This is a genomic window from Pseudomonas sp. TH37 (assembly GCF_016650735.1).
GTDB classification, from domain to species: Bacteria; Pseudomonadota; Gammaproteobacteria; order Pseudomonadales; family Pseudomonadaceae; genus Aquipseudomonas; species Aquipseudomonas farris.
On sequence record NZ_JAEKFD010000008.1, the window covers coordinates 238,552 to 261,004 of the forward strand.

Genomic DNA, 22,453 nt, shown 5'->3' on the forward strand with positions numbered 1-22,453 from the left:
CCTTATACGTCAGCAGCCGGGCCACCGATTGGTGTTTCCGGACGCCCATCCTGCACCGCCGGAGGCGTGCCGGAGGTATCACTACCGCCAGACCAGTCGCGAGGCTCGCGAGGAGCACGACCCGCCATGATGTCATCGATCTGATCAGCATCGATCGTCTCGTACTTCATCAAGGCATCCGCCATGGCGTCAAGCTTGTCACGGTTATCCGTGAGGATCTGTTTGGCCGTGCCGTAGCACTGGTCGATGATGCTGCGTACTTCGGAGTCGATCAGCTTGGCTGTCTCACCGGAGAAGCTGGCATGTTGACCGCCACCGCCACGACCGAGGAACACTTCGCCCTCTTCTTCGGCGTACATCAATGGGCCGAGTTTTTCCGACAAGCCCCACTTGGTCACCATGTTCCGTGCGATCTGGCTGGCACGCATGATGTCGTTGGATGCACCAGTGGTGACACCGTCGAAGCCCAGGGTCATTTCTTCAGCGATACGACCGCCGTACAGCGAGCAGATCTGACTGATCAGCGCACGCTTGGACAGGCTGTAGCGATCTTCTTCCGGCAGGAACATGGTCACACCGAGTGCGCGACCGCGCGGGATGATCGACACTTTGTAGACCGGATCATGCTCAGGGACGACGCGACCGACGATAGCGTGGCCAGCTTCGTGATAAGCAGTGTTCTGCTTCTCTTTCTCGGACATGACCATGGATTTGCGCTCGGCACCCATCATGATCTTGTCTTTGGCCAGTTCGAACTCTTTCATCTCGACGATGCGCTTGCCAGCACGGGCTGCGAACAACGACGCCTCGTTCACCAGGTTGGCCAGGTCGGCACCGGAGAAACCAGGAGTACCACGCGCGATCACAGCCGGAGCGACGTCGTCACCCATTGGCACTTTGCGCATGTGGACTTTGAGAATCTGCTCGCGACCACGTATATCCGGCAGACCGACCACGACCTGACGGTCGAAACGGCCCGGACGCAGCAATGCAGGGTCCAGCACGTCGGGACGGTTGGTCGCTGCAATGACGATGATGCCGTCATTCATTTCGAAGCCGTCCATCTCTACCAGCAACTGGTTGAGTGTCTGTTCGCGCTCGTCGTGACCGCCGCCCATGCCGGCACCACGGTGGCGACCGACGGCGTCGATTTCATCGATGAAGATGATGCATGGCGCGTGCTTCTTCGCCTGCTCAAACATGTCACGAACACGACTGGCACCGACACCGACGAACATTTCGACGAAATCAGAACCGGAAATGGTGAAGAACGGCACTTTGGCTTCGCCGGCAATCGCCTTGGCGATCAAGGTTTTACCAGTACCAGGAGGACCGACCATCAGCACGCCACGAGGAATGCGACCGCCCAAACGCTGGAACTTGCCCGGATCACGCAGGAATTCGACCAGCTCGCCAACTTCTTCCTTGGCTTCGTCGCAACCGGCAACGTCAGCCAAAGTGGTTTTCACCTGATCTTCAGAGAGCAGGCGCGCCTTGCTCTTGCCGAAGCTCATCGGCCCGCCCTTGCCACCGGCACCACCCTGCATCTGCCGCATGAAGAACATGAAGACAGCGATGATCACCAGGATCGGGAAGCTTGCGACCAGGAGCTGAGTCCAGATGCTTTGCTGCTCAGGCTGCTTGCCTTCGACCACCACGTGGTTATCCACGAGGTCGCCGATCAGGCCATTGTCCTGGATTGCCGGACGAATGGTCTTGAAGCTGTCGCCATCGTTGCGCTTGCCGGTAATCACGTAGCCATCAACCGCTACGCGCTCGACCTTGCCATCCTTGACCTGCTGGATGAAGTCGGAATAGTTGAGGGTCTGCGGCTCGTTAGGGCTGGAGAAGTTGTTCATCACCGTCACCAGGACAGCCGCGATGATCAACCACAGGATCAGATTCTTTGCCATATCGTTCAATTAACTACCCTCTGAAGCAAGCTCCGCTAATGGCGCGTGCTTCGCATGATATTCACCGGCCTAACTTACTACATTACCTACGGCTCTGGCAGGCGCCGTCTGTAACCCTTTGTGAAACACTTTCTACACAATATTCGCTAATGCTCACGGGACGAAATACGAAAAACCTATCGACCCGCAAAAAAACCTCGATTTACTCACTACGGCCGCGGTAGCCCCAAGCCAGCATGTATTGCTCGCGGGAACTGCCACGGGAAGAGTCCGGCTTGATCATCTGGACCTTGTCGAATTTCTGACGAGCGTCCTTCACGTAAGCATCAAACCCTTCGCCCTGAAACACCTTGATCACGAAATTACCACCCGGCTTGAGTATCCGAGCCGCCAGATCAAGAGCCAGCTCACATAGAAACATGGCTTTTGGCATGTCCACCTCAGGCGTACCACTCATATTGGGGGCCATATCGGAAATCACAAGGTCCACCTGCGAATTACCCACGGCTTCAAGGATCTGAGCGAGCACTTCGTCCTGGGTGAAGTCACCCTGGATGAAAGTCACGTCCGGAATGCTGTCCATTTCCAGGATGTCCGAGGCGATCAGACGCCCCTGACCACCGATCAGCCGACTAGTGACCTGCGACCAGCCGCCGGGCGCCGCACCCAGGTCGACAACGCTCATACCCGGACGGATCAGCTTGTATTTCTCCTGGACCTCCAGAAGCTTGTAACTCGCACGCGAGCGGTAACCATCCTTCTGCGCCTGCTTCACATAGGGATCATTGACATGTCTTTTCAGCCAACCAAGGCTTGTCTTGGAACGCGCCATTGGGCACCTCGATGATAAGGGTCGTGATTAATTGGGCGGATCCACGAACCCTCGGGTAAAATGGCCGCCATTTTACAGAATCCAGACTAAAGGGTCAGATTATGCCGCTCACTCAAGAGCAGAAGAAACAGTACAAATCCATTGGCCACCATCTGAAACCAGTTTTGATTGTGGCTGACAACGGTTTGACTGAAGGTGTGTTAGCCGAACTTGAACGCGCTTTGGCGGATCACGAGCTGATCAAAATCAAGCTCAACATCCTCGATCGCGAATCGCGCCTGGCAGCCATTGCAGAACTCTGCAAGGCCGGCAAAGCCGATCTGGTTCAGGTCATCGGCAAGATGGCACTGATTTACCGCAAGAACTTCAGCGTCAACAAGCAGCTGTCGAACGTCCATCGCTTCAAGTGATGACAAGGGTCAAGGGTGTGCTTCGCGCACCCTCACACTCCATCCCGGCACCGGTTGCATCACCAGCACCAGCCCGGAAAATCCCAGAACAAGATAGCTGAACAGCTGCCAATGCGCCGCGTGCGGCCAGCCGACGTGGACCGCGAAATACATCGCGCCCCCATACAGCGCCATCATCAGCAGTTGCCCACGAATATCGCGCCATAGACTGGCAAGGCCCTCGGCCTGAACCAGCACCAAAGCCTGAAAACCCACACACGCCGTGGCAAATCCCACCATCAGCGTATTCAGCATGCCTGCAATTTCGTCGATCAGCAGCGGTGCCAGGCCTATTCGCCCCAGCACCGGCAGCAGACCGATGTGCAACAGCCACAGGCCGCCAACCCACAACATTTGGGTCAGCTGCCAAAGCATGGCGCCCGCATGTAGCGGGCGCCTTCTTTCAGAGGTGGCGAACTTCGACAATCTCATACTCGATAACGCCACCCGGCGTTTTCACGGCGACCACATCACCCTCTTCCTTGGCAATCAAGGCGCGGGCCAGTGGCGAACCCACCGAAATCTTGCCGAGTTTGAAGTCAGCCTCATCCTCACCCACGATGTGGTAAGTGACGCTTTCATCAGTCTCGACGTTGGCGATTTCAACGGTGGTGCCGAAAATCACTTTGCCGGTATGAGGAATGGTCGTGACATCGATGATGACCTGATTCTGAATCCGGCCTTCGATATCACGAATCCGCGCCTCTACCATACCCTGCTGCTCGCGAGCAGCGTGGTATTCGGCGTTTTCCTTCAAGTCACCCAACTCGCGGGCCGTACCGATGTCCTGGCTGAGCTTCGGACGGACGACCTTGGTCAGGTGAGCGTGCTCTTCTTCCAGGGCTTTCGCGCCCTGGACGGTCATTGGGTATTTGATCATGCCTTCAATCCTGCGTGTAGATCCTGCAAGCGGCGCACGGTCTTCTCGGGACCGAACTTCAGCGCTTCGCAGATAGCTTCGCCAGCAGCAATGGTAGTGGTGCAGTAGATCTTGTGCTGCAAGGCATTACGACGAATGGAGTAGGAATCGGCGATCGACTGGCGACCTTCGGTGGTGTTGATGATCAGGGTGACTTCGTCATTCTTGATCATGTCGACCACGTGCGGACGACCCTCGGTCACCTTGTTCACACGACGCACTTTCAGGCCTGCGGCTTCGATCAGCTTGGCAGTACCGGCAGTGGCGACCACTTCGAAGCCCAAGTTGATCAGATCACGGGCCACGCCTGCAACCAGTGGCTTGTCATCGTCACGCACGCTGATGAACGCGGTACCGCCAGTCGGCAGCACTTCGCTGGCACCCATCTGGGCTTTGGCAAAGGCTTCGCCGAAGGTGTCGCCCACGCCCATCACTTCACCGGTGGACTTCATCTCTGGGCCCAGGATCGGGTCCACGCCAGGGAATTTGGCGAATGGGAACACCGCCTCTTTCACGCTGTAGAAGTTCGGAATGATTTCTTTGGTGAAGCCGATTTCTTTCAGGGTTTTACCGGCCATCACGCGAGCCGCGATCATTGCCAGGGAAACACCGATGCACTTGGACACGAACGGTACGGTACGGGAAGCGCGCGGGTTGACTTCAATGACGTAGATGTCTTCGCCTTGCAGTGCCAACTGAACGTTCATCAGGCCGACAACGCCCAGTTCCAGGGCCATTTTCTTGACCTGCTCGCGCATCTCGTCCTGGATGTGAGCAGGCAGCGAGTACGGCGGCAGGGAGCACGCGGAGTCACCGGAGTGAACGCCGGCCTGCTCGATGTGCTGCATGATCGCGCCGATCACCACGTCGGTGCCGTCGCAGACCGCATCTACGTCCATTTCGATAGCGCAGTTGAGGAAGTGATCGAGCAGCACCGGGCTGTCGTTGGACACTTTCACCGCATCACGCAGGTAGCGCTTGAGCTCTTCTTCTTCGTAGACGATTTCCATCGCGCGGCCGCCCAGTACGTAGGACGGACGAACCACCAGCGGGTAACCGATCTTGGCCGCAGCACGAATCGCTTCGTCTTCGCTGCGCACGGTGGCGTTCGGCGGCTGACGCAGGTTCAGGCGCTCGACCATTTGCTGGAAGCGCTCACGGTCTTCGGCACGGTCGATGGCGTCAGGGCTGGTGCCGATGATTGGCACGCCGGCTTCTTCCAGGGCGCGAGCCAGTTTCAGCGGGGTTTGGCCGCCGTACTGGACGATCACGCCTTTCGGCTTCTCGACGCGGACGATTTCCAGTACGTCTTCCAGGGTCACTGGTTCGAAGTACAGGCGATCGGAGGTGTCGTAGTCGGTGGAAACGGTTTCCGGGTTGCAGTTGACCATGATGGTCTCGTAACCGTCTTCGCGCAGGGCCAGTGCCGCGTGCACGCAGCAATAGTCGAACTCGATGCCCTGGCCGATACGGTTTGGACCGCCGCCGAGGATCATGATCTTGTCGCGGCCCGACGGCGCGGCTTCGCACTCTTCCTCGTACGTCGAGTAGAGGTAAGCGGTGTCGGTGGCGAACTCGGCCGCGCAGGTGTCAACGCGCTTGTAGACCGGGAAGATTTCCAGCTTGTGACGGTGGCGACGCAGAGCCTTCTCGGTCACGCCCAGCAGCTTGGCCAGACGCATATCGGAGAAACCTTTGCGCTTGAGGCGGAACATCAAGTCGTGGTCGATACTGGCCAGACCCAGGGTCTTGACCTTCTCTTCTTCCTTGATCAGATCTTCGATCTGCACCAGGAACCACGGGTCGATCATGTTCATGCCGAAAATATCTTCGACCGACAGGCCGGCGCGGAACGCGTCAGCGACGTACCAGATACGCTCGGCGCCCGGCACGGTCAGTTCGCGCTTGAGGATGCTCATGCTTTCCGGGTTGCTCAGGTCGAGCTTCTCGTCCAGGCCGCAAACGCCCACTTCCAGGCCGCGCAGGGCTTTCTGCAGGGATTCCTGGAAGGTCCGGCCGATGGCCATGACTTCACCGACCGACTTCATTTGAGTGGTCAGGCGCGCGTCGGCTTTCGGGAATTTCTCGAAGGCGAAGCGTGGCAGCTTGGTCACGACGTAGTCGATGGACGGCTCGAAGGATGCAGGAGTAGCGCCGCCGGTGATTTCGTTCTGCAGTTCGTCCAGGGTGTAGCCGATCGCCAGCTTGGCAGCGATACGCGCAATCGGGAAACCAGTAGCTTTCGAGGCCAGTGCCGAAGAGCGGGATACACGCGGGTTCATCTCGATCACGACCATACGGCCAGTGTCCGGGCAGATGCCGAACTGAACGTTGGAGCCGCCGGTTTCCACGCCGATCTCACGCAGTACCGCCAACGAGGCGTTACGCATGATCTGGTATTCCTTGTCCGTCAGGGTTTGTGCCGGAGCAACGGTGATCGAGTCACCGGTGTGCACGCCCATCGGGTCAAAGTTTTCGATGGAGCAGACGATGATGCAGTTGTCCTTCTTATCGCGGACAACCTCCATCTCGTACTCTTTCCAGCCGATCAGCGATTCGTCGATCAGCAGCTCTTTGGTCGGCGACAGGTCCAGACCGCGGGCGCAGATTTCTTCGAATTCTTCACGGTTGTAAGCGATACCGCCACCGGTGCCGCCCATGGTGAAGGACGGGCGGATGATGCACGGGAAGCCCAGGCGTTCGAGAACGGCGTTGGCCTCTTCCATGCTGTGGGCGATACCCGAACGCGGGCAGTCCAGACCGATGGATTTCATCGCCTTGTCGAAGCGCGAACGGTCTTCGGCCTTGTCGATGGTGTCAGCGTTGGCGCCGATCATTTCTACGCCGAACTTCTCCAGAACGCCTTCACGCTCCAGGTCCAGTGCACAGTTCAGAGCGGTCTGGCCACCCATGGTTGGCAGCAGCGCGTCCGGACGCTCTTTCTCGATGATCTTGGCAACGGTCTGCCACTTGATCGGCTCGATGTACGTGGCGTCGGCCATGTCCGGGTCGGTCATGATGGTCGCCGGGTTGGAGTTCACCAGGATGACGCGGTAACCCTCTTCGCGCAGGGCTTTACAGGCCTGGGCGCCGGAGTAGTCGAATTCGCAGGCCTGGCCGATCACGATCGGGCCAGCGCCGAGAATCAGGATGCTTTTAATGTCTGTACGTTTTGGCATGGGTTGTCACTCAAATCCGCAGGTCAGTCGGCAAGCCGTCTTGTTCAATCTCTGAAGCCTTGAGGGGGCCACCGGTTTCGGGACCGCCCTCAGGCTTCGCTACATCAGGGCGAGCGATTAGCGTCGCTTGGCCATTTCGTTGATGAAGCGATCAAACAGTGGCGCTACGTCGTTCGGGCCAGGGCTGGCTTCAGGGTGACCCTGGAAGCTGAAGGCGCTCTTGTCGGTACGCTCGATGCCTTGCAGGGTGCCGTCGAACAGCGATTTGTGGATCGCCCGAACGTTGCCTGGCAGGGTCGCTTCGTCTACCGCAAAACCGTGGTTCTGGCTGGTGATCATCACCACACCGCTGTCCAGATCCTGGACCGGGTGGTTGGCACCGTGGTGGCCGTGACCCATTTTCAGGGTCTTGGCGCCGGAGGCCAGAGCCAGCAGTTGGTGACCGAGGCAGATGCCGAACACCGGAATCTCGGTTTCCAGCACGTCCTTGATAGCCTGGATCGCGTAGTCGCATGGCTCAGGGTCGCCCGGGCCGTTGGACAGGAACACGCCATCAGGTTTCAGTGCCAGCGCTTCGGCGGCCGGAGTCTGTGCAGGCACCACGGTCACGCGGCAACCGCGCTCGACCAGCATGCGCAGGATGTTCAGCTTGACGCCGTAGTCGTAAGCCACCACGTGATATGGCAGCTCGGAGGCTTCCAGAGTCGCGTGGCTGTCGGTTTTCAGATCCCAGACAGTCGAGCGCCACTCATACTTCTCTTTGGTGCTGACGACTTTTGCCAGGTCCATGCCTTTAAGGCCAGGGAAACCCTGGGCGGCGGCGATGGCGGCTTCTTCGGAAATGTTGTCACCGGCCATGATGCAGCCGTTCTGTGCGCCTTTCTCACGCAGGATGCGTGTCAGGCGGCGAGTGTCGATACCGGCGATTGCCACCACATTGTTGGCTTTCAGGTAGTCGGACAGTGACATCGTGTTGCGCCAGTTGCTCGCAACCAGTGGCAGGTCACGGATGACCAGGCCAGCGGACCAGACGCGGTCGGACTCGGCGTCTTCCGGCGTAGTGCCGGTATTGCCGATGTGCGGGTACGTCAGGGTAACGATCTGTTGGGCGTAGGAAGGATCGGTAAGGATTTCCTGATAGCCGGTCATTGCGGTGTTGAACACCACCTCACCAACGGTTTGACCGTCGGCTCCAATGGCTTCGCCGCGAAAAATGCTGCCATCAGCAAGGGCGAGTATGGCTGGCTTAGTCAAGAAGACCTCCCGTAAATAAAGCCTGAAAGGGCGATCGCAGGTTGTAAAAAAGCGGAGTGACGTATGGACACGTCACCCCGCTTCTTCACCGAATTATTCTGCGCGCTTTTAGTGGACACACTAAAGCTGTAGCTTACAGAAAAAGGCTTTTTTGGTCTACCGCCAATGAGCCCTAAAGGCCGGAGAATGCGACAGGACGTCGCTTGGCGGAATAAAACCGGGCCCAAACGCTGAGTTTGAACCCGATTTCGGGCACATCTTACCGCAGATCGAGCACGTCTTGCATGTCGTAAAGGCCTGGCGCACGACCATCCAGCCACAAAGCTGCACGTACCGCGCCCTTGGCGAAGGTCATGCGGCTGGATGCCTTGTGAGTAATCTCAAGTCGCTCGCCCTCACAGGCGAACAGCACCGTATGATCACCGACCACATCACCACCGCGAACAGTCGCGAAACCGATCGTTTCACGCTCTCGCACGCCGGTGTGACCTTCACGACCATAAACAGCAACCTTCTGCAGATCACGATCCAGCGCATTGGCGATCACCTCGCCCATGCGCAGAGCCGTGCCTGAAGGCGCATCGATTTTGTGCCGATGATGGGCCTCGATGATTTCGATATCAGCCTCATCGCCCAGCACACGAGCCGCCATATCGAGCAGCTTCAGCGACAGGTTTACACCGACACTGAAATTCGCCGCGAACACAATCGCAATATCTTCGCTCGCCTCGACCAGCAACTGTTTCTGCGCGGCGTCCAATCCCGTCGTGCCGATCACCATGGCCTTGCCCGCCTTACGGCAGAACGCCAGGTTTTTCAGCATGACTTCAGGAAGCGTGAAGTCGATCAACACATCGAACTCATCGGCCACCGCATCCAGCTTACCGGACAGCGGCACACCGATTCGCCCCAGCGATGCCAGCTCACCAGCATCCACACCAATCAGCGTGCTGCCGGGGCGCACGATGGCTGCCGTCAGACCGGTAAGCGGTGCGCGTTGCTGCACCGCCTCGACCAGAATCTTGCCCATGCGCCCGGCAGCGCCCATCACAGCTATACGTCGCATGCCGACTCCTTACAAATCGCCGAAGAAGCGCTTCACGCCTTCGAACCAACCGGTGGTTTTCGGCGAATGACTGTTGTCACCCGCCAGGGAGCTGCGCAACTCCTCCAGCAATTCGCGCTGACGACGACCCAGGTTGACCGGGGTTTCGACCGCCACACGACACATCAGGTCACCCGCACCGCCACCACGAACCGGCGCGACGCCTTTACCGCGAACACGGAACTGCTTACCGGTCTGAGTCCCTTCAGGGATCTTCAGTTTGACCCGACCATCGAGGGTCGGAATCTCCAGCTCGCCGCCCAGCGCTGCGTCGACAAAGCTGATTGGCACTTCGCAGAACAGGTGCTTGCCGTCACGCTGGAAGATCGCGTGCTCGCGCACATTGATCACCACGTACAGGTCGCCAGTCGGGCCACCCTGCGCACCCGCCTCGCCTTCGCCAGAGAGACGAATGCGGTCGCCAGTATCGACACCGGCCGGCACTTTCACCGACAGGGTCTTGTACTCTTCGACACGACCTTCGCCGCGGCAGGAATCGCACGGGTCGGAAATGATCTTGCCCTGGCCATGGCAGCGCGGGCAGGTCTGCTGCACCGAGAAGAAACCCTGCTGCATGCGCACCTGACCGATACCGCCGCACGTCGGGCAAGTGATCGGCGAGGAGCCTTTCTTGGCACCCGAGCCATCGCACGGCTTGCAGTTGACCAGTGTCGGAACGCGGATATTCACGGTCGTGCCGCGCACCGCTTCTTCCAGGTTCAGCTCCAGGGTGTAACGCAGGTCGCTGCCGCGCTGAGCGCCGCCACGAGCACCGCCGCGACCGCCACCGAAGAAGTCACTGAAGACATCGCCAAAGATGTCGGAGAAGTTCTGACCGCCAAACCCGGCACCGCCGCCACCCATACTCGGGTCGACACCGGCATGACCGTATTGGTCATAGGCCGCGCGCTTGCTGGAATCGGACAGCACTTCGTAGGCCTCGTTGGCCTCCTTGAACATATCTTCCGACGCTTTGTCATCGGGATTACGGTCCGGGTGGTGTTTCATCGCCAGGCGACGGTAGGCCTTTTTCAGGTCCGCCTCGCTTGAACCACGCTCAACACCCAATACTTCGTAATAGTCACGCTTTGCCATAAGTCTTTGCACTCTTAAGGACGTTCGGCAAACCTCTCCTGAGCCTCGCCAAACTCGTTGAGCCCCAATACAGGCCCGGACCCAACTCACGTCAATTCAACGATCCTGGTCTTTGATTCGATGCGGTACTTTCGACTCGAAAAGCAGGAGCATTTCCGGTCATACCGCCAACATCCGAGCGTTGTCGCATGCTGTAAAAATTCGCTTACTCCAGACACGCCAACGCGGGAGCAAGCTCCCGCGCGGCGACATCCTACCAGTCACCGCCTGAAGGCAGTCAACCGGGCGACCAACAACTTACTTGTGGTCTTTGACTTCTTCGAACTCGGCATCGACAACGTCGTCAGCCTTTTCAGCCGATTCGTCTTTCGGCGCCGCGCCTTCAGCTGGCTGAGCCTGATCAGCGTACATTTTCTGAGCCACTGGCGCAGAAACCTTGGACAGCTCTTCAACCTTGGCTTCGATAGCGGCCTTGTCGTCGCCTTTGATGGCGGTTTCCAGGGCAACTACAGCTGCTTCGATTGCAGTCTTCTCTTCAGCGCTCACTTTGTCGCCAGCATCAGCGACCATTTTGCGCGTCGAGTGAACCAGGGCATCGCCTTGGTTACGGGCGCTGGCCAGCTCTTCGAACTTGCGGTCTTCTTCAGCGTTCACTTCAGCATCGCGAACCATCTGCTGAATTTCTTCCTCGGACAGACCGGAGTTGGCCTTGATCACGATCGACTGAGTCTTGCCGGTAGCCTTGTCTTTCGCGCCGACGTGCAGGATGCCGTTGGCGTCGATGTCGAAGGTCACTTCGATTTGTGGCACGCCACGTGGTGCTGGTGGAATCTCGGCCAGGTCGAACTTGCCCAGGGACTTGTTCTGTGCGGCTTGCTTACGCTCACCTTGCAGTACGTGAATGGTCACTGCGCCCTGGTTGTCGTCGGCAGTCGAGAACACTTGCGATTTCTTGGTAGGAATCGTGGTGTTTTTCTCGATCAGCGCGGTCATCACGCCGCCCATGGTTTCGATACCCAGGGTCAGCGGGCTGACGTCGAGCAGCAGAACGTCTTTCACGTCACCGGCCAATACCGCGCCCTGGATAGCAGCACCCATGGCAACAGCTTCGTCAGGGTTGACGTCTTTACGTGCTTCTTTACCGAAGAAATCGGTCACCAGCTTCTGAACCAGTGGCATACGGGTCTGACCGCCGACCAGGATCACGTCGTTGATCGCACCAATCTCGATACCGGCATCTTTCATGGCGATGCGGCAAGGTTCGATGGTGCGCTGAACCAGGTCTTCAACCAGCGCTTCGAGCTTGGCGCGGGAGATTTTCACGTTCAAATGCTTAGGACCGGTAGCGTCTGCAGTGATGTACGGCAGGTTCACGTCGGTCGACTGGCTCGAGGACAGTTCGATCTTGGCTTTCTCAGCGGCTTCTTTCAGGCGCTGCATGGCCAGCGGGTCACCCTTGAGGTTCATGCCGCTTTCTTTCTTGAACTCGTCAACGAGGTAGTCGATCAGACGAATGTCAAAGTCTTCACCGCCCAGGAAAGTGTCACCGTTGGTGGCCAACACTTCGAACTGGTGCTCGCCATCGACTTCAGCGATTTCGATCACGGAAACGTCGAAAGTACCGCCGCCCAGGTCGTAAACGATCACGGTGTGATCGCCTTTCGCCTTGTCCATACCGTAGGCCAGTGCGGCTGCGGTTGGTTCGTTAATGATACGTTTAACGTCCAGGCCCGCGATGCGGCCGGCATCTTTGGTGGCTTGACGCTGGCTGTCGTTGAAGTAGGCCGGAACGGTGATCACCGCTTCGGTCACTGGCTCGCCGAGGTAGTCTTCGGCGGTCTTCTTCATTTTCTTCAGAATTTCAGCCGAAATTTGTGGCGGCGCCATTTTCTGGCCGTTCACTTCAACCCAGGCGTCGTTGTTGTCAGCCTTGACGATCTTGTAAGGGACCATCTGGATGTCTTTCTGTACGACTTCTTCGTCAAAACGACGACCGATCAGACGCTTCACCGCGTACAGGGTGTTATGCGGATTGGTCACTGCCTGACGCTTGGCCGACTGGCCAACCAGGATTTCACCGTCGTTGGCATAAGCGATGATCGACGGCGTGGTACGCGCGCCTTCAGCGTTTTCAATCACTTTGGCTTTGCCGTTTTCCAGCACGGAGACGCAGGAGTTGGTAGTCCCCAGGTCGATACCGATAATTTTGCCCATGTTCACTCTCCCGAAACTTTGGATTTGGATGCCGCAGTAGTGGTGGCTGACTGCGGTAGCACTTAAACGCTTGACTTCTAAATGGGGGCCTTGCGGCTAATTTCAAGCCTGCTCGTCAATCGAAGGCGAAACCGGTGCAGGTGCCTTGCTGACCACGACCATGGCCGGGCGCAGCAGGCGACCGTGAAGCTGGTAGCCCTTCTGAAACACCTTGAGCACGCTGTTTGGCTCGACGTCGGCGCTTTCCTGCATGGCCATTGCCTGGTGATGCGAAGCGTTGAAGGGTTCGCCTTCAGGATCAATCGCTTCCAGGTGATAGCGTTTCAGGGTGTCCTGGAACATTTTCAGGGTCAGCTCGATCCCTTCGCGCATCGGACGAATGTTTTCGTCGTCAGGGTTGGATAGCTCCAGACCGCGCTCCAGGCTGTCGATGATCGGCAGCAGGTCGCCAGCGAACTTTTCCAAGGCAAATTTGTGAGCCTTTTCAACGTCCTGCTCGGCACGGCGGCGGACGTTCTGCAGATCGGCGGCTACACGCAAAGCCTGATCCTGCGCACCAGCCAATTGCTCTTCGAGCACTTGTACACGAGCCGCCAGGTCTTCACCCGAAGCCTCGGGGCCCTGGTTGGCGTCTAGATTTTGCGTATCCACTGTCTGTTCGTCAGCCATAGATTTCTCCTTCCAATATCGTCCGCGAGCTCAACTCGCGCTTCTGCCCCGGTATATGGGGCCGCAAAATTCAGCTTCAAGGGCTATTTGATGATTAACCCTACAAAAAACAGCTGCATTGTCATTCCTCATCGCACTAAGGATTTCCTTAAATCAAGCAAATCGACCTAAGAGGGGGCATTGTCAGCCAGAAACAAAATACTGTATAAATAACCAGACCTAAAGCCTGGGAGCGGCCTTTATGCTGGTGCACCTGTCCGTACACAACTACGCCATCGTTGAACATCTCGATCTCGAACTCGATCGCGGGATGAGCGTGATCACAGGGGAAACCGGCGCCGGCAAGTCGATCATGCTCGATGCCCTGGGCCTGACCCTGGGCGATCGCGCAGACAGCGGCGTGGTCCGCCCGGGCGCCGACAAGGCCGATATCCTGGCCACCTTCGATCTGGTCGACATCCCGGAAGCCAGCGCCTGGCTGGCCGAACGCGACCTCGAGAACGACGGCCCGTGCATTCTGCGTCGAGTGATCACCGCTGAAGGGCGATCCCGCGGCTATATCAACGGCACCCCCTGCCCCCTCGGCGACCTGAAAGCCTTGGGCGAGTTGCTGATCGATATCCACAGCCAGCACGAACACCAATCCCTGCTCAAAACCGATACTCACCGCCGTCTGCTCGACGAATACGCCGGTGCCACGGACCTGGCTCGCCAAGTGCAACTGGCTGCCCAACGCTGGCGCCAGACCCGCCAGGAGCTGGAACGCCTTTCCAACTCCGGCGACGAACAGCGCGCCCGTCATCAGTTGCTCAGCTATCAACTCGAAGAACTGGAAAACCTCGGCCTCGGCGAAAACGAGCTGGAGCAACTGGAACAGGAACACAAGAACCTGACCAACGCCGAAACCCTGTTGGGCATTTGTCGGCAAGTGGTCGAACAATGCAGCGAAAGTGATTCCGGTAATGTATTGAACGCGCTCACCGCCAGCCTTAACCGCCTGTCGAGCGTGAACAATTCGATCGGCGCCCTGGGCGAAGCCAGCAGCCTGCTGACCAGCGCGCAGATTCAAGTTGAAGAAGCCGTAGGCGAGTTGAACCGCTTTCTCGACAACTTCGACGCCGACCCGGCCCGCCTTCAATACCTGGAAGAGCGCCTTGATGCCATCTACACCTTGGCGCGCAAACATCGCATCCAGCCGACCGAGGTCGCCGAGATGCAACAGAAGCTACTCGATGAAATCGAAACCCTGAATGCCAACGACGAATCCATCGAACGACTGAGCGATGAGCTGGCCTCCTACGCCCGCCATTATCAGGAGAAGGCTCGGGATCTGAGCGATCTGCGGCACCAAGCCTCGAGCAGCCTGGCCAGTGCCGTGGAACAGGAAATCCAGCGCCTGGGCATGCCCGGCGGCCGTTTCACCATCGAACTGCGCCCCAACAGCAGCGACGAACTGCTGCCCAATGGGCTTGAACAGGTAGAGCTACTGGTGAGCGCCAACCCGGGGCAACCGTTGAAAGCCCTGGCGAAAGTGGCGTCGGGTGGCGAACTGTCGCGTATCAGCCTGGCGATTCAGGTGATCACTGCACAGACCTCGCGCGTGCCAACCCTGGTGTTCGACGAAGTGGACGTGGGTATCGGCGGCCCGACCGCCGAGACTGTCGGCCAGCTGCTGCGACGCCTCGGGGAGCGTGGGCAGGTTCTAACCGTGACTCACTTGCCGCAAGTGGCGGCGCAAGGGCATCAACATCTATTTGTACACAAGGTCCGCGGTGAAGACGCCACGCATACAGCCGTCTCCAAACTGAGCAAGACCGATCGTGTCGAAGAAGTGGCACGGATGCTGGGTGGCATCGACCTCACCAAGGAATCACTGGCTCACGCGAAAAAGATGGTCGTTACCGCGAAAATTTAAGAACGGCAGAAAGCACGAAGGCGACCCTGAGGTCGCCTTCGTTCGTTTCGCGAACCTGAAGTTCGCGCGACATGCTTACTTTTTCTTGCGTACGTACAGCACAAGATTGTGATCAACCATCTCGAAGCCATACTTGTCGACGATTGCTTTCTGCAGCCGCTCGATTTCTTCGTCGAAGAATTCGATCACTTCACTGGTTTCGACGTTGACCATATGGTCGTGATGCTTGCCGTCGTCCAGCTCGAAGACCGCATGGCCTCCGTCGAAGTTGTGCCGCACCACAAGGCCAGCTGCCTCGAACTGGGTCAGAACACGGTAAACCGTGGCCAGACCGACGTCCTCACCAGCCTCCATCAGCGCCTTGTAGACATCCTCGGCACTCATGTGGCGTTGCTCGGCGGAATCGAGCATTTGCAGAATTTTGACCCGTGGAAGGGTCACTTTGAGGCCGGCTTTGCGTAGTTCGCTATTTTCAACCATGGTCAGCTTTCTCGCGATGCTGCTTCGCAGCTTCTCTTAATGCGGGTATGATCGGCGTTTACGTTGTCCCAGCCAAGATAGTGGAAGTCGCCCACCGATGCAAAACACCAAGCTCTTGCTAACCAGTTTCACCTTTGTGGGACTGCTCGCACTCGCCGGTTGTTCATTCCCCGGGGTTTACAAAATCGACATCCAGCAGGGCAATGTCGTCACGCAGGACATGATAGACCAGTTACGCCCGGGAATGACCCGCCGGCAAGTACGGTTTATCATGGGTAACCCTCTGCTGACCGACACGTTCCATGCCGATCGCTGGGATTATCTCTACAGCCTGCAACCGGGTGGCGGTGAACGCCAACAGGAACGCATTAGCGTTATCTTCAACCCAAATGACCAACTTGTCAGCCTCTCTGGCGATTTCATGCCGGGCGTGAGCCGCGACGAAGCCATTCTCGGCAAGGACAGTGGCACTACCGTGACCACGCCTGCAGAAAACGCCGAGAAGCCGAAGCCAGAAAAACCGGTCAAGCCAGGTTCGTTGCTGGACCAGATCCAGAAGGACGTGGACAACGTCGAAACTGTTCCAATCCCGACGCCAGAACCGCTGGAAACCTCGCCGCAATAATTTGCGACGCAATAAAAAACCCGGCATGTCCGGGTTTTTTATCGTCTGGCGTTTAACCGGATCACTGATTCCGGGCTTTGGCCTCGGCCGCCTTAGCGGCGCGCAACCGGCGAACTTCTTTCGGGTCGGCGAGCAGCGGCCGGTAAATCTCGAGGCGACCCCCTGCCTGAACCGGACGATTGGCCGGCTCAGCGATCACTTTGCCAAAGATCCCAACCGGACAACTGGTTAGATCCAGCTCAGGGAATTCGCTGTTCAGGCCGGATTTGAGCAACGCATCTCGCACCGTTGCGCCCACCGGCACTGTTACGGTCAGCAGTACCTGACGATCAACAGCGGCATACACCACTTCGACCTTGATCATTGCCTCAACCATGCATCTGTTTCGCACGCTGGCAAAACGCGTCCATCAGCGTATTCGCCGCCTGATTGAACAAAGGCCCCAACGTCGCACGCACCAGCGGTCCCGAGTAGTCGAACGACAAGTCCAGACTGATCTTGCAGGCCTTCTCGCCCAACGGCTTGAATACCCAGACGCCGTGCAACTGGCTGAACGGACCTTCCTCGAGGTTCATCTCGATCGAACGCCCTGGCACCAGGGTGTTACGCGTCACGAAGTGCTGACTCAGGCCACCCTTGGCCACGCCGACACTGGCACGCATAAGCTCAGGAGTGCTTTCCAGGACTTCCGCCGACGAGCACCACGGCAGGAATTCCGGATAGCGGGCCACGTCGTTGACCAAGTCATAAAGCGCTTGGGCCGGATACGGCAGCAGGGCCGAACGTTGAATGTGTGTCGTCATGTCAGCGTTACTTCCACAGCTGGGCGGCAAACACTACAAGAATGCCGATGGGCGCCACATAGCGCATCAAGAACAGGGACAGGGCGAACAGCACCGGACGGCGGATCGACAATTCGTCGCGCACCGCTTCACGCCCCATCACCCAGCCCGCAAACACCACGAAACACAAACCACCGAGTGGCAACATGATCCGCGAGGTGAAGAAATCGATCACACCAAAGAAGTCCAGACCACCGGCAGCTCCCCATTGATAGAGGTGGAACATCCCGCCTTCGTTCACGAAAAACTTGGCTTCCTTCCAGATATTGAAGGAAAACACGGTGCCCAGACCGACGAACCAGCAGATGAATGCCAACCAGAAGGTGACCCAGGCGCGACTGATCTTCGTGCGCTCAACCAAGTAAGCCACCATCGGCTCGAGCAGGGAAATCGCCGAACTCCAGGCCGCAATTGCCACCAGCACGAAGAACACTACGCCCATCAACTGGCCGAACGCTACGTTGCCAAAGGCAAATGGCAGGCTGACGAACATCAGGCCAGGACCTTCGCTCGGGTTCAGGCCGGCAGCGAACACAATCGGAAACAATGCCAGACCGGCCAACAGCGAAACGAAGGTATCGAGCAGCGCCACGCCAACGATGGTTCCGGAGATCGACGAGTTCTTCGGCATGTAGGCGCCGTAGATCATGATCGAGCCGACGCCCACGCTCAGGGAGAAGAACGCATGCCCCATTGCCGGCAGCAAGCCATCCAGTACCTTGTCCGGGTGGAAGTCGAACATGAAATGCACGCCTTCCATGAAGTGGCCGGTGGTCATGCTGTAACCCAGCAGCACCAGCATCATCACGAACAGCAATGGCATCATGATCCGCAGGCTGCGCTCCAGACCCGCGACTACGCCTTTGGCGATCACCACGGCGGAGAGGAGCATAAAAATCGTATGCCAAAGTGTCAGGCGCCATGGGTCGGCGATCACATTGCCGAAATAAGCCCCGACCTGATCAGGCGTTACACCCTGGAAGTCGCCACGACCCATGTCGATGATGTAATCCAGCGACCAGCCGCCGACCACACTATAGAAAGACAGAATCAGCAGCGCCGTGATCATCCCGGCAAATGCGCCCCAGGACCATTTCGCCGAATGCCCCGCTTCCAGCGCCAGAACCTTCAAGGCATTGGCCGGGCTCTGCCGCGCGCGGCGGCCGATCAGGGTTTCGGCCAACATGACGGGCATACCGATCAGCGCGATACAGGCGAGGAACATCAGCACGAAGGCTCCGCCACCGTAGACGCCGACCATGTAAGGGAATTTCCAGATACTACCCAGCCCCACGGCCGAACCGGTCGCGGCGAGTATGAAGACCCAGCGGCTAGCCCAACTGCCGTGGACAGAAACCTTGTCTGTCGACATCGTTATCACGCCCAAGCGTTCAAAAAAGAGGCCGCATTGTCCGGGATTCAATCAACCTGCTCAAGCACGTAGCGATACCGTAGCCGACTCGCTTGCAACTCCCTATAATGCCGCCCCTATGGCTAAACAGAAGAAACACCCAACAGGGACCATCGCGCAGAACAAAAAGGCGCGACACGATTACTTCATCGAGCATAAGTTCGAGGCTGGTCTGGTCCTGGCCGGCTGGGAAGTAAAAAGTTTGCGGGCAAGCAAGCTACAACTGGTTGACAGTTACGTGCTGCTCAAGGATGGCGAAGCCTGGTTGCTCGGCAGCCACATTACGCCGCTGATGACTGCCAGCACTCACGTCATCGCTGATCCGACCCGCACCCGGAAATTGCTGCTCAACCGGCGCGAGCTGGAAAAGCTGGCCGCTGCCGTGCAGCAAAAAGGTTACGCCTGCGTATGCCTTTCCTGGTACTGGAGCAAGCACATGGTCAAGTGCGAGATCGCTCTGGGCAAGGGCAAGAAGGAATACGACAAGCGTGATACCGAACGCGAACGCGACGCCGGTCGTGAGTTGCAGCGTGCGGTGCGAAACAAGGGTAAGGAAGATTAATTTTCCACCCTGATCGCGGCTTTTGTGGCGAGGGAGCTTGCTCCCGCTCGGCTGCGAAGCAGTCGTAAACGATCTGCTTAACGGTGCTGGCCTGGGGGCCGCTTCGCGCCCCAACGGGAGCAAGCTCCCTCACCACAGTGAACTGATTACATCCCCTTGCGCCGCTCCGCCCGAGCCACGCGCTGCACTTCCTGACGCACCTCTTCCAGCACTTGCTGCACATACAAAATGTGCCGACTGGAAACCTCCCGCGCCTGCTCTGCCCGGCCTTCGATAATCGCCAGATACAATTCTCTGTGCTGCGCGATCAACATGTCGCGGGTTTCAGCGCGCTGTTTGTACATGCCGCCGATGTTGGTCACCACGTTGCGCTTGAGCAGGTCGAACAGTCCGCGAATGGTGTGCAGCAACACCGCGTTATGACTGGCCTCGGCGATCGCCAAATGAAATTTCGCATCCGCCGCGCCCTCTTCCGCCCGACCCACTTCGTCATGGCGCGAATAGCAGTCTTGCAACTCGTCGAACGCCGCCGTCAGCCGCTCGCGATCCACGTCAGTGGCGCGCAATGCCGCGTAGTAAGCACAGGATGCTTCCAGCGTATGACGAAACTCGAGCAAATCGCGCTGGGCCTCGGGGTTGCTTTCCAGCAGATGCAACAGCGGATCGCTGAACGTCGAGCCCAGGGATTCCACCACGTAGTTACCGCCACCCTGACGGCTCACCAGCAACCCTTTGGCTGCCAGTTTCTGAATCGCTTCGCGCAACGAAGGACGTGACACACCGAACTGCTCGGCCAACGCACGCTCTGCCGGCAGGCGCTCGCCGGCCTTCAATGTGCCCTCGAGAATCATCCCTTCGAGCTGCTCGACAATATCGTCAGACAAACGGCGCTGCCGAATCTGATCAAACCCCATCACTCAATTCTCCACGATCCCGGCGGCTCGCCGGGCTCTCTATTCTGGCCTATCGGCGCTGCGCCAGCACCTACCAGACGACGCTAGATCGAACAGATCAGATGCGTTCTGCACCGCTCATTCGACAAAAGTTTTAGGGCGGCAAATTGACACACCGCATACAAGGCTTTTACCCTAGCCAACAGCGATTGTAAATTGGTATTACCAATTATCCAAGAACGCTGACCAGTGCCTGACCAACAACAATTAGGGGCCACCCCATATGCAAACCTGGCAACAGCTCTACAGCCCGCTCGGCAGTCTCGGCGTGTCCGCACTCGCGGCCGTCATCCCCATCGTATTTTTCTTCCTGGCTTTGGCCGTGTTCCGCCTCAAAGGCCACGTGGCCGGCAGTATTACCCTCGCACTGTCGATTGCCGTGGCAATCTTCGCGTTCCAGATGCCGGTCGATATGGCCTTCGCGGCAGCCGGCTATGGCTTCGCCTACGGCTTGTGGCCGATTGCCTGGATCATCGTGGCAGCGGTGTTCCTGTACAAACTGACGGTCAAGAGTGGCCAGTTCGAAGTAATCCGCAGCTCAGTGCTGTCGATCACTGACGACCAACGCCTGCAAGTGCTGCTGATCGGCTTCTGCTTCGGCGCCTTCCTGGAAGGCGCCGCCGGGTTCGGCGCACCGGTAGCGATTACCGCCGCGCTGCTGGTAGGACTGGGTTTCAACCCGCTGTACGCCGCCGGCCTGTGCCTGATCGCCAATACCGCGCCAGTAGCCTTCGGTGCCTTGGGGATTCCGATCATCGTCGCCGGGCAAGTCACCGGCATCGACGCGTTCAAGATCGGCGCCATGACCGGTCGCCAACTGCCATTGCTGTCGCTGTTCGTGCCGTTCTGGCTGGTGTTCATGATGGACGGCCTGCGCGGCGTTCGGGAAACCTGGCCGGCGGCACTGGTGGCCGGTTTGAGTTTCGCCGTCACCCAATACTTCACCTCGAACTTCATCGGCCCGGAACTGCCGGACATCACCTCGGCGCTGGCCAGCCTGGTTTCTCTGACCCTATTCCTGAAAGTCTGGCAGCCGAAACGCGCTGCTGGCGCCCACATTGTCGGCGCGGTTTCGGCTTCCGTGGTGGCCAGCGCCGGTGGTTTCGGCCAGCCGCGCACCACCGTGCCTTCGCCTTACAGCCTGGGGGAAATTTTCAAAGCCTGGTCGCCGTTCCTGATCCTCACCGTACTGGTCACTATCTGGACGCTGAAACCGTTCAAGGCGATGTTTGCGGCAGGCGGCTCAATGTATAGCTGGGTGTTCAACTTCGCGATTCCGCATCTGGATCAAATGGTGATCAAGGTCGCCCCGATCGTGACCGCCCCGACGGCGATTCCGGCGGTGTTCAAACTCGATCCGGTTTCCGCGACCGGCACGGCGATTTTCTTCTCTGCGCTGATCTCAATGCTGGTGCTGAAGATCAATCTCAAAATTGGTCTTACCACTTTTAAAGAAACCGTCTACGAACTGCGCTGGCCGATTCTGTCCATCGGCATGGTGCTGGCCTTCGCCTTCGTCACCAACTACTCGGGCATGTCGTCGACCATGGCTCTGGTACTGGCAGGCACGGGTGCGGCATTCCCGTTCTTCTCGCCGTTCCTCGGCTGGCTCGGCGTGTTCCTGACCGGTTCCGATACTTCGTCCAACGCACTGTTCAGTTCGCTGCAGGCAACCACCGCGCACCAGATCGGCGTCAACGACACCTTGCTGGTGGCGGCGAATACCAGCGGCGGCGTGACCGGCAAGATGATTTCGCCGCAATCGATCGCCGTGGCCTGTGCCGCGACCGGGTTGGTGGGCAAAGAATCGGATCTGTTCCGCTTCACCCTCAAGCACAGCCTATTCTTTGCAACGATCGTCGGCCTGATCACTTTGGCTCAGGCCTACTGGTTCACCGGCATGCTGGTGCACTAAGAACTACACGCGACACGGAAAAAACCGACGCCGGGTTACGCCCCCGGCGTCAGCTATTCACAACCGGGTCTGCAAGGCTGCTGAAAGCTTCCCTCACTATATTCAGCAGCCTCAGCGGACG

At 58.3% G+C, this 22,453-nt stretch carries 20 protein-coding genes; 5 read left to right on the top strand and 15 right to left on the bottom strand.

Going from position 1 to position 22,453, the window contains the following annotated elements; all coding sequences use genetic code 11:
* Positions 1–2 precede the first annotated feature (2 nt).
* A complete protein-coding gene (gene ftsH, locus JFU11_RS20730) occupies positions 3–1,913 on the bottom strand; it encodes an ATP-dependent zinc metalloprotease FtsH (RefSeq protein WP_030128083.1) in 1,911 nt (636 codons plus the stop codon).
* 202 nt (positions 1,914–2,115) lie between these two features.
* Positions 2,116–2,745 carry a 23S rRNA (uridine(2552)-2'-O)-methyltransferase RlmE gene (rlmE, locus tag JFU11_RS20735; RefSeq protein ID WP_007900501.1) on the bottom strand — a complete coding sequence of 210 codons (630 nt, stop codon included), beginning with the start codon at positions 2,743–2,745 and terminating at the stop codon, positions 2,116–2,118.
* Between the two features lie 101 nt (positions 2,746–2,846).
* On the opposite strand from rlmE, the gene JFU11_RS20740 reads away from it, so the two are divergent.
* A complete protein-coding gene (locus JFU11_RS20740; protein ID WP_007900503.1) occupies positions 2,847–3,155 on the top strand; it encodes a YhbY family RNA-binding protein in 309 nt (102 codons plus the stop codon).
* A 9-nt stretch (positions 3,156–3,164) separates the two neighbouring features.
* Here the strand turns inward: JFU11_RS20740 and JFU11_RS20745 are convergent, their stop codons facing one another.
* The 8 genes from JFU11_RS20745 to grpE form a co-directional block, all read right to left on the bottom strand.
* Positions 3,165–3,569 (bottom strand): MFS transporter, encoded by a 405-nt coding sequence (locus JFU11_RS20745; protein WP_201121359.1) that lies wholly within the window; start codon positions 3,567–3,569, stop codon positions 3,165–3,167.
* 28 nt (positions 3,570–3,597) lie between these two features.
* A complete protein-coding gene (gene greA, locus JFU11_RS20750; RefSeq protein ID WP_123721315.1) occupies positions 3,598–4,074 on the bottom strand; it encodes a transcription elongation factor GreA in 477 nt (158 codons plus the stop codon).
* Positions 4,071–7,292 (bottom strand): carbamoyl-phosphate synthase large subunit, encoded by a 3,222-nt coding sequence (gene carB / locus JFU11_RS20755; protein WP_038978902.1) that lies wholly within the window; start codon positions 7,290–7,292, stop codon positions 4,071–4,073. Before carB ends, greA begins: the two co-directional genes overlap by 4 nt.
* Before the next feature lie 117 nt (positions 7,293–7,409).
* Positions 7,410–8,546, bottom strand: coding sequence for a glutamine-hydrolyzing carbamoyl-phosphate synthase small subunit (gene carA, locus JFU11_RS20760; RefSeq protein WP_008005476.1), 1,137 nt, complete (start codon positions 8,544–8,546; stop codon positions 7,410–7,412).
* 259 nt (positions 8,547–8,805) lie between these two features.
* A complete protein-coding gene (gene dapB, locus JFU11_RS20765) occupies positions 8,806–9,612 on the bottom strand; it encodes a 4-hydroxy-tetrahydrodipicolinate reductase (protein WP_201061977.1) in 807 nt (268 codons plus the stop codon).
* Between the two features lie 9 nt (positions 9,613–9,621).
* Positions 9,622–10,746: a molecular chaperone DnaJ gene (dnaJ, locus tag JFU11_RS20770; protein ID WP_008067198.1), complete on the bottom strand. Its 1,125-nt coding sequence runs from the start codon at positions 10,744–10,746 to the stop codon at positions 9,622–9,624.
* A 297-nt stretch (positions 10,747–11,043) separates the two neighbouring features.
* A complete protein-coding gene (gene dnaK, locus JFU11_RS20775) occupies positions 11,044–12,960 on the bottom strand; it encodes a molecular chaperone DnaK (RefSeq protein ID WP_030128089.1) in 1,917 nt (638 codons plus the stop codon).
* Positions 12,961–13,062: 102 nt separating this feature from the next.
* On the bottom strand, positions 13,063–13,629 hold the full coding sequence (gene grpE / locus JFU11_RS20780; protein WP_007900531.1) for a nucleotide exchange factor GrpE: 567 nt from the start codon (positions 13,627–13,629) through the stop codon (positions 13,063–13,065).
* 241 nt (positions 13,630–13,870) lie between these two features.
* Between grpE and recN the strand changes: the two genes are divergently transcribed.
* Positions 13,871–15,544, top strand: a complete 1,674-nt coding sequence (recN, locus tag JFU11_RS20785; protein ID WP_201061978.1) for a DNA repair protein RecN — start codon at positions 13,871–13,873, stop codon at positions 15,542–15,544.
* Positions 15,545–15,619: 75 nt separating this feature from the next.
* On the opposite strand, the gene fur is transcribed toward recN, so the two are convergent.
* Complete coding sequence (gene fur / locus JFU11_RS20790; protein ID WP_003197684.1) at positions 15,620–16,024, bottom strand: ferric iron uptake transcriptional regulator; 405 nt, start codon at positions 16,022–16,024, stop codon at positions 15,620–15,622.
* 97 nt (positions 16,025–16,121) lie between these two features.
* Between fur and JFU11_RS20795 the strand changes: the two genes are divergently transcribed.
* On the top strand, positions 16,122–16,649 hold the full coding sequence (locus JFU11_RS20795; protein ID WP_052965679.1) for an outer membrane protein assembly factor BamE: 528 nt from the start codon (positions 16,122–16,124) through the stop codon (positions 16,647–16,649).
* A 61-nt stretch (positions 16,650–16,710) separates the two neighbouring features.
* Here the strand turns inward: JFU11_RS20795 and JFU11_RS20800 are convergent, their stop codons facing one another.
* The 3 genes from JFU11_RS20800 to JFU11_RS20810 are packed head-to-tail and all read right to left on the bottom strand — an operon-like array spanning position 16,711 to position 18,863.
* Positions 16,711–17,025: an RnfH family protein gene (locus JFU11_RS20800; protein ID WP_201087461.1), complete on the bottom strand. Its 315-nt coding sequence runs from the start codon at positions 17,023–17,025 to the stop codon at positions 16,711–16,713.
* Entirely contained in the window at positions 17,018–17,452 is a 435-nt protein-coding gene (locus tag JFU11_RS20805) for a type II toxin-antitoxin system RatA family toxin (RefSeq protein ID WP_030128093.1), read from the bottom strand. The genes JFU11_RS20800 and JFU11_RS20805 overlap by 8 nt, the downstream gene beginning before the upstream one ends.
* Before the next feature lie 7 nt (positions 17,453–17,459).
* Positions 17,460–18,863, bottom strand: a complete 1,404-nt coding sequence (locus JFU11_RS20810; protein ID WP_123721317.1) for a sodium-dependent transporter — start codon at positions 18,861–18,863, stop codon at positions 17,460–17,462.
* A 118-nt stretch (positions 18,864–18,981) separates the two neighbouring features.
* On the opposite strand from JFU11_RS20810, the gene smpB reads away from it, so the two are divergent.
* On the top strand, positions 18,982–19,464 hold the full coding sequence (gene smpB / locus JFU11_RS20815) for an SsrA-binding protein SmpB (protein ID WP_007900551.1): 483 nt from the start codon (positions 18,982–18,984) through the stop codon (positions 19,462–19,464).
* A gap of 146 nt (positions 19,465–19,610) precedes the next feature.
* On the opposite strand, the gene JFU11_RS20820 is transcribed toward smpB, so the two are convergent.
* A complete protein-coding gene (locus tag JFU11_RS20820) occupies positions 19,611–20,378 on the bottom strand; it encodes a GntR family transcriptional regulator (RefSeq protein WP_201061980.1) in 768 nt (255 codons plus the stop codon).
* A 262-nt stretch (positions 20,379–20,640) separates the two neighbouring features.
* On the opposite strand from JFU11_RS20820, the gene JFU11_RS20825 reads away from it, so the two are divergent.
* Positions 20,641–22,332 (top strand): lactate permease LctP family transporter, encoded by a 1,692-nt coding sequence (locus JFU11_RS20825; RefSeq protein WP_201061981.1) that lies wholly within the window; start codon positions 20,641–20,643, stop codon positions 22,330–22,332.
* The last annotated feature ends 121 nt before the right edge of the window (positions 22,333–22,453 follow it).

Coding starts and splice junctions, on each gene's coding strand:
- ftsH (WP_030128083.1), bottom strand. CDS start 1,913: ATGGCAAAGAATCTGATCCTGTGGTTGATCATCGCGGCTGTCCTGGTG.
- rlmE (WP_007900501.1), bottom strand. CDS start 2,745: ATGGCGCGTTCCAAGACAAGCCTTGGTTGGCTGAAAAGACATGTCAAT.
- JFU11_RS20740 (WP_007900503.1), top strand. CDS start 2,847: ATGCCGCTCACTCAAGAGCAGAAGAAACAGTACAAATCCATTGGCCAC.
- JFU11_RS20745 (WP_201121359.1), bottom strand. CDS start 3,569: ATGCTTTGGCAGCTGACCCAAATGTTGTGGGTTGGCGGCCTGTGGCTG.
- greA (WP_123721315.1), bottom strand. CDS start 4,074: ATGATCAAATACCCAATGACCGTCCAGGGCGCGAAAGCCCTGGAAGAA.
- carB (WP_038978902.1), bottom strand. CDS start 7,292: ATGCCAAAACGTACAGACATTAAAAGCATCCTGATTCTCGGCGCTGGC.
- dapB (WP_201061977.1), bottom strand. CDS start 9,612: ATGCGACGTATAGCTGTGATGGGCGCTGCCGGGCGCATGGGCAAGATT.
- dnaJ (WP_008067198.1), bottom strand. CDS start 10,746: ATGGCAAAGCGTGACTATTACGAAGTATTGGGTGTTGAGCGTGGTTCA.
- dnaK (WP_030128089.1), bottom strand. CDS start 12,960: ATGGGCAAAATTATCGGTATCGACCTGGGGACTACCAACTCCTGCGTC.
- grpE (WP_007900531.1), bottom strand. CDS start 13,629: ATGGCTGACGAACAGACAGTGGATACGCAAAATCTAGACGCCAACCAG.
- recN (WP_201061978.1), top strand. CDS start 13,871: ATGCTGGTGCACCTGTCCGTACACAACTACGCCATCGTTGAACATCTC.
- fur (WP_003197684.1), bottom strand. CDS start 16,024: ATGGTTGAAAATAGCGAACTACGCAAAGCCGGCCTCAAAGTGACCCTT.
- JFU11_RS20795 (WP_052965679.1), top strand. CDS start 16,122: ATGCAAAACACCAAGCTCTTGCTAACCAGTTTCACCTTTGTGGGACTG.
- JFU11_RS20800 (WP_201087461.1), bottom strand. CDS start 17,025: ATGGTTGAGGCAATGATCAAGGTCGAAGTGGTGTATGCCGCTGTTGAT.
- JFU11_RS20805 (WP_030128093.1), bottom strand. CDS start 17,452: ATGACGACACACATTCAACGTTCGGCCCTGCTGCCGTATCCGGCCCAA.
- JFU11_RS20810 (WP_123721317.1), bottom strand. CDS start 18,863: ATGTCGACAGACAAGGTTTCTGTCCACGGCAGTTGGGCTAGCCGCTGG.
- smpB (WP_007900551.1), top strand. CDS start 18,982: ATGGCTAAACAGAAGAAACACCCAACAGGGACCATCGCGCAGAACAAA.
- JFU11_RS20820 (WP_201061980.1), bottom strand. CDS start 20,378: ATGGGGTTTGATCAGATTCGGCAGCGCCGTTTGTCTGACGATATTGTC.
- JFU11_RS20825 (WP_201061981.1), top strand. CDS start 20,641: ATGCAAACCTGGCAACAGCTCTACAGCCCGCTCGGCAGTCTCGGCGTG.